5 protein-coding genes and 1 tRNA gene are annotated in these 6,258 nt (G+C 71.1%); 4 read left to right on the top strand and 2 right to left on the bottom strand.

The genetic code is table 11. The annotated features are described in order from the left end of the window. Window positions 1-783: 783 nt before the first annotated feature. Window positions 784-1,113, top strand: a complete 330-nt coding sequence (locus ACFWUY_RS40295; RefSeq protein ID WP_384121719.1) for a hypothetical protein — start codon at window positions 784-786, stop codon at window positions 1,111-1,113. Window positions 1,114-1,336: 223 nt separating this feature from the next. Here ACFWUY_RS40295 and ACFWUY_RS40290 read toward each other — a convergent pair whose 3' ends face one another. Beyond that, window positions 1,337-1,672 carry an STAS domain-containing protein gene (locus tag ACFWUY_RS40290; RefSeq protein ID WP_384121717.1) on the bottom strand — a complete coding sequence of 112 codons (336 nt, stop codon included), beginning with the start codon at window positions 1,670-1,672 and terminating at the stop codon, window positions 1,337-1,339. A gap of 97 nt (window positions 1,673-1,769) precedes the next feature. Further along, a complete protein-coding gene (locus ACFWUY_RS40285) occupies window positions 1,770-2,252 on the bottom strand; it encodes an ATP-binding protein (protein WP_384121715.1) in 483 nt (160 codons plus the stop codon). 677 nt (window positions 2,253-2,929) lie between these two features. Here ACFWUY_RS40285 and ACFWUY_RS40280 point away from each other — a divergent pair. From ACFWUY_RS40280 to ACFWUY_RS40270, 3 genes are all read left to right on the top strand, one after another. Continuing rightward, window positions 2,930-3,006: transfer RNA gene (locus tag ACFWUY_RS40280), tRNA-Arg, on the top strand. Between the two features lie 76 nt (window positions 3,007-3,082). After that, on the top strand, window positions 3,083-3,925 hold the full coding sequence (locus ACFWUY_RS40275; RefSeq protein WP_384121713.1) for a GNAT family N-acetyltransferase: 843 nt from the start codon (window positions 3,083-3,085) through the stop codon (window positions 3,923-3,925). Between the two features lie 170 nt (window positions 3,926-4,095). Beyond that, a complete protein-coding gene (locus ACFWUY_RS40270; RefSeq protein ID WP_384121711.1) occupies window positions 4,096-4,260 on the top strand; it encodes a hypothetical protein in 165 nt (54 codons plus the stop codon). The last annotated feature ends 1,998 nt before the right edge of the window (window positions 4,261-6,258 follow it).

Here is a 6,258-nt window from a genome sequence, read left to right as displayed (position 1 = left end):
TCCGGGCCATCGCCGAACGCACCGGCCTGGACGCCATGACCATCCGCAACATCCTGGCCGTGTCTCCCGCCGTCCTGCCGGGCCGCGGTTCTTAGCTGACTTTGGTGGACACATCTGTGCCGGGGGCGTGGGCAGAGCCGTTTTTCTGCGGGGGACGGTTCTGTGCCCGGGGCCTGTTGCGGATGAAGCCGTTTGGCGTACGGGGAGCCGTCTGTGCCCGGCCTGTGCGTGCGGGATGCTGGGGCCCGGCAGGACAGGTGCGTATCGGGAGAGGCCGGGAAGTGAGGGCGGCGGCGGTGGGAGACCTTCTGGCGGTGGCGGCGGTGCGCTGTCATGTCTGCGGCCGGGCCGCCGCTGTACGCTCGGCCGGCAGCACGGTGCGCTGCCCGGTGCAGCGGGGTGGCTGCGGGGCTTGGGTCACCGTGCCGGCCGGCTCCATCCGCCCGCCGGTTACTCTCGTCTGCCGTGCCTGTGACCACACCTGGGCGTCCCAGGCCAAGGCCGGCAGCACCGTCCGCTGCCCCGCCTGTCTTTACCCCCAGCGCATCTCCGCCGCCCTGGTCTGCGCAGCGGGCCGCCCCGGCCGGCCGCGAACACCATGAAGACCATCAAGGACAGGAAGGCGAGAACAACGCCCCAACGGGCGCTGGGGGTCTGGAACGCCAGGAGGCTTTCCACCGCAAGGCTCCGGGCAATCCGCGCCACAGCCACACGCCCTCGTCCGGCGCTTCAGCAGCACACAGGGAGGGAGACCCCCCGGTGGCGCCGGAAAAAAAGCCCGCCGTGAGCATGGGGACCGGCCGGGGCCGGACGGCGGCCCCGGCCACCCTCCAGCGCCGCACGAAAGCCGCCGTCTTCCTCAAGACGCTCGGCAGCATCCCGCGCCTGCGCCTGCAGGTGGATGCCGCACCGGGATACTGCGAGGTCACCGATCCGGCCCGGGCACCGGGAAGCCGGCTCTGCGGCGAGACGGCGGAGCGGATCGTGCAGTACACCAACCAGCGCGGCCACCTCCTCGCCGTCATCCACACCTGCACCCGCCACGCCCCGCGTCTGCGGGCCATGGCCGCCACCCGCCCCGAAACGCGAGCCACCGTCCACGCCCGCCCCTGACCACCAACCCCGGCGCCGCCCGCTCCAGAGCCGTCAAGGCCCCAGCGAGCCAGGTGAGGACCGGCTTTGGTTCGGGGCGTGGGCCCGCTGCGCCGGGCCGCGCGCGGGTTTCGGGGGGCGCGCCGCATCGTCCCGGCCGTGCCCCGTTCTTCAGTGCCGGGTGAGACGTCCGGGATCCCGTGTTGCTTCCGGTATCCCTGGGCCCGGCCGCGGTGCCGCGTGGTCAGGAGCGCAGGACGGGTGGGGTGCGGGGGGACGGGGGTGTGCGCTGCTGGGTGAGGGTGCGGTGCAGGCGGGGGTGAAGGCCGGTGAGGCGCAGGCCGATGTGGGCGGCGTGGACCTGGTGGGTGAGCCGGTGCAGGGCGCGCAGACCCGTCTGGTCGCAGAAGGTCAGGCCGGCCAGATCCAGGTTCAGGTGGCGGGGGCGGGTGGCCAGGGCGGTGGCGGCGGCCTGCTGGAGGAGGGGGACGGTGGCGAGGTCGAGTTCCCCGGCCAGACGCAGCTCGACGGTGTCGCGGTACCACAGGGTGTGGGTCTGCAGCAGGTCCTGTGCCCGCATGGCCGCCTCCGCTTCCCCGTAGACCGGCCCCGGTCCCTTCCCCTGCCTCCCCCTGTGTTCCGGGTGGCGGGGTGTCCAGGATGCCAGGTGTGGAACGTTATGCGGCGTCGAGGGTGGCCCAGTGGTCGATCAGGCCGTCGGTGTCACTGCCCAGGGCGGTGGCGGTGCCGGTGTGATCGGCGAGGGTGGTGATGATGGCCTCGCCGCGTCCGTGCTCGTCCTCGGGCCGCTGGGCGGCCCAGCCGCCGGCGTTGGTGGCGGGCCGGGGTCCGCCGTCACTGACATGCACCTGCACCGAGCCGGTGTCGTCCGTCGCGGCGTGCAGGTGCAGGTGCAGGACGACGGGCGGCAGGGCATAGACGACGGCGTTGGTGACCAGTTCGGAGATGACCAGCAGCGCGTCGTAGACCTGCTCCTCGTCCAGTCCCCAGGATTCCAGCACCGGGCGGGCGGCGTGCCGGGCGGCGGCCGGGGCCAGCGGGTTGTGCTCGAGCGGCAGGCCGAAGACGCGCTCACCGGTGGCGACGGCCCGCAGCACGGGCTGCTGCCGGTCGGCGGGAGAAAGGGTGGTGGTCGTCATCGGAATCACTGCCTGTCCAGTGGGGGCCGGGAACGGTCGTCTTTGTCTGCTGCTTCCAGCACACGCCCGTGGAGCACGAAAACCCTGAGCAGTCAATACCCAAATCCGAAGAAATCGGGCATCGGGGTGTGCGGTGGGGCAGGGCTGTACGCCCCTTGCCGGGCAGGCTCGCGTTTCCTGTCCCTCTTGCCGTGAAGGGGCAGGCTGCGGCTACCAGGACGAGAGGAGACGACGGCGCTGGTGCGCGCTGCTGCGGTGCGACTGACAGGGGCGCTGTCCGGCGGGCAGAAAAGCGGACTGGCGCAGCCGAGGAGGGCCGGTGCTGTTGCCGCGACGGTCACGCGTCCGGCATCCGGACGGCTGCTCCCTGCGGGTGAGTAGTGATCGCTCTCGAATCGGTCAGGGTTTCATGATCGTATTGAGAAGCGAGAAGGCGGCACTAATGTCCCCCCAGGTGCCGCTGTGGGCTGCCCCTGCCCCTCGCAGGGGCAGTCCACTCCTTTTCCGGAAAGCAGGCCGAGGGGCGCGTGGTCTGCCGGCCCGCGCCTCTTGCGGTCTGTGTGCACCTTGTCCGGCTGCATCTGGCACAGGCCTGCCGGATGCCGGTGGGGCCTGCCACTGTGTGTGCCGGCGCGCGGAGGGCGGGCGCGGGCTTGCAGGCCGCTGTTGCTGGTCCGGCTCTCGTAGCTCAGGTGGATAGAGCGGGCGCCTTCTAAGCGTCTGGCCGCAGGTTCGAGTCCTGCCGAGAGCGCCACTTAATAACGATCTGTCCGTTTTCGCCGGGAGTGTGCTGGACTGGGGCGTGCTGGCCTATGTGAGGGAGTGGGCCCATGGAGGCAGATGTTCCGGTCCGGCCGCCGGATGGGGCCAGGCTGATCCTCCGCCCCTACCGGGCGGAGGATCACGCGGCGGTGGTGGCGCTGGTCGACTGTGACTGGCTGCCCGGACAGCACCCCGCCGAACTGCAGTTCCCGCCGCCGGGGCTAAAGCAGCTGCGGGAAGCGGAAATCCTTGTGGTGTGTGATACCGGCGGGCAGGTGGCGGGGATGGTGGGTGTGGGGGTGCGGCCCGCGGACGGGGCCGGGCTGATCGTGCAGCTGCACGGCTGGGGCGACTTCGAGGTCATCGCCGCACTCCTGGCGGCGGCCCGGGCGCAGCTGGGCCGGCGCACGCTGTATGCGTTCACCGGCCCGGCCACCGCCACCGACATCCCCGGCCTGCCGGTCGAACACCGCCCCACCACCGCCCGCGCCCTCATTAGGGCCGGCTTCACCCCGGCCTCCGCCCAGCGCTACTTCCTGCGCGACCTCACCACCCCGCCCACCCCACCCGACTACCCCCTGGCCAGCATCACTCCGGTCATCGATCCGCCGGGCTGGCTGCTCAAACTCACCGACACCGACGGCCGTCACATGGCCACCGCCATCCTGCGTGCTCCCACCCCGGAAACCGCCGACATGGCGGTGCTGTGGCAGCTCACTGTGCGTCATGCCTACCGCCGCCAGGGCATCGCCACCCACCTGCTCGGCCAGTGCCTCCATCAGGCCGCCCAGCACGGTGCCCAGTACCTCACCGCCGACGCCCCCGACGGCGACGTCCCCGCCACCCGCCTCCTCACCGGTGCCGGTTTCCTCCCCCTGGACACCCTCACCGTCTACCAACGCCGCCCCTGACCCCGCCCCGGCCATCAGCCCCGTGCCCAGGATCCGGGGGCCGGGGCACAGGCCTTGCCGCGGGCATGCTTGCCTTCCCGCACATGCGCCCCGGGACGGTGCTGCTTAGCGTGGATGGCAGCCGCTGTCGCCGGAACCGGCAGGGCAGCGCGGGGAAGGGCGGGAGCTGTATGTCTGCACAGCCGGTCAGTACAAAAGCCCAGCAGCGGCGGGCTCATGCGGCAGCGGTGCGTGAGTGGGCCAGACGGGACGAGCGGCTGCGCCGGATCAGCATGCTGATCGGCTTGATCGCACTGGCCGCGTCGGTTGGTCTCGCGCTCGCCGCACTGCTGTGACGCACCTTTCCACCCGACGCCGTCAGCAGACCGTCAACCCTGCCCTGCGGGGCGCGCTCGTGGGCGTGTCCACCCGCCCGATAGCGCCGCCGCAAGGCCGCCGCCAGCACGGCCGGCCTCATGGTGGAGGTCCGCGCCAGAGCCTGGAAAAGGCTCCTGAGGTAAGTCGGTGCTTTCGGACCCGCCCCCGCTGGCCCTTACAGCAGATCAGCGCGCCTGTCCGGCCCCGCTTGTGCAGGTACTCGGGTGCGGCCAGAGCCGCGACCAGGAACCTGACCAGAGGTGCGCCCTGTGCCCGGTAGCGGGAAATGCCTGGTGAGCAAGCCGACGCAACGTGTGTAGAACCGCTGTGCCGCAAGGAAGGGTATGGGCGATTTTGAAAGTTTTGCACCGTTCTGGCGGTTTGTTCGTACTCTGGTGTTGCGCGTCCGTGTTCGTGGTCCGGACGTGCTGTGGCTGGCTTGTGCTGCTGTCCCGGCAGGGCGGGCCAGCCGGCGCGGGTCTCTGCGTCTGGACCTCGCGCATCCGGGCCCCGCCATTCACGATCCCGGGCGGCGGGGCCCGGACACCTGATGGACGGCAGGGCACGCGCGGCTGCCGGAACCTGACCGACCCCCAGCGCACCCTCGCCGACCGCCTGGCCCGTACGCGCCGAACTCCTACGCACCGAAGCCGGTTACGGCGACGGCGAGGGTCTGAGCGTGGCCGACGCGGTCGCCCTGGCCGCCGTCCAGCTCGGCCTCCACACCCCCGCCGACGCTGGCGGCTGAGCCTGGCCCTGCTCATCAGCGTGTCCCTGGTAAGCGGGCCTGGCGCGGCTCACCACCGGGCCCGTGGTGAGCGGCGCCCTGTGTGGTTCACAGGGCGTTGTGCCTGGTGGGCGGGGAGGCTGTGAGGGTGTGAGGGACTGTCCACGGCCCGGTCCGGCGGTGCGCCGGCCACGTCCTGGTGGTGCTCGTGCTCGTGCTCGTGGTCCTCGTCCTCGTCCTGGCGGCGCCCGGCGTGAGGCCGGCGCCCCGCGCCCGCGCCGTCCCGCTCCCAGCTCCGCCCGCCTCCGGCCTCGGCCTCACCCTGGTCCGCGCGCCTGACGGGCGTCGCGGGTTCTTCACAGCTAGGGCGTCATCCGTCCTCACCGGTGTGGTGCCGTCTGCGCTGGGCGGTTTCTGCCGCAGGTGTCGTCCAGGCGGTGAAGGGTGGTGTCGTTTCCCGGGTAAGGCGGATGACGCCCGTGTGGCACCGGGCCGGTCACCGGTACGTCTTGGTGGTGTTCGTGGTCCTGGTCGACGTCCTTGTCCTGGCGGTGCCCGGCGGTGGGGCCGGCGCCCCGCGTCCGCGCCGTCCTGCCCCCGTTCCGCCCCGGTCTCGGTCTCCTCGCTCGGGGGTCTGGCGCGGTGGCCGGCACCCTCGTACCGCTCCCCGATCACCCGTCCGTGCGTGCGCCAGGGGATATGGCCCCGTTCCGCCATTGATACATGCTGCATCAGTTTGATGCAGGGGTGATATGGGCTGGTTCCAGAGTTCAGCCACCCCCGCTTTTTGAAGCACCCTCACTCCTCGCCCGGTGGACCGGTATTGAAGGGTGTTGGGCCAGAATCCCAGTCGGTACACAGGCCCGGTGTGTGATGCTTTCTCAGGCTCCTTCCCAGAATGGTTTCCTGGGGCTTCCCTGGCCGCCCGGGTCGGGGGCCGGCCTCCTCGCCTGGTTCCCTCGGTCCAGCCCGGACCCCGAATTGTCAAGGGGAAACACCCCGACCACCCTCGGCCCTTGCTGCCCCGGCGGAGCCGGGTGGGTGGGAGCGCAGCGGACGCCCCCAACTCCCGCGCAGCGGGTGTTGCTTCACTCCGGAGGATTGGAGTGAAGCGGAAATCCTCAATTCCCGTGAAGCGGGAATCAGAAAAGCGCGCAGCGCTTTTCCATAAAGCCGCGCAGCGGCTTAGGCTCCGCGCAGCGGAGCCTTTCTCTTGGAATGCGCGCAGCGCATTCATACCCCTGTCTCT

Origin of the sequence: Streptomyces sp. NPDC058664 (assembly GCF_042716635.1) — a bacterium.
GTDB lineage: Bacteria > Actinomycetota > Actinomycetes > Streptomycetales > Streptomycetaceae > Streptomyces.
Note: the sequence above shows the minus strand (reverse complement) of the source record. Positions and strands in the feature narration are given on the sequence as shown.

Coding starts and splice junctions, on each gene's coding strand:
- ACFWUY_RS40290 (WP_384121717.1), bottom strand. CDS start 1,672: ATGCGGGCACAGGACCTGCTGCAGACCCACACCCTGTGGTACCGCGAC.
- ACFWUY_RS40285 (WP_384121715.1), bottom strand. CDS start 2,252: ATGACGACCACCACCCTTTCTCCCGCCGACCGGCAGCAGCCCGTGCTG.
- ACFWUY_RS40275 (WP_384121713.1), top strand. CDS start 3,083: ATGGAGGCAGATGTTCCGGTCCGGCCGCCGGATGGGGCCAGGCTGATC.
- ACFWUY_RS40270 (WP_384121711.1), top strand. CDS start 4,096: ATGTCTGCACAGCCGGTCAGTACAAAAGCCCAGCAGCGGCGGGCTCAT.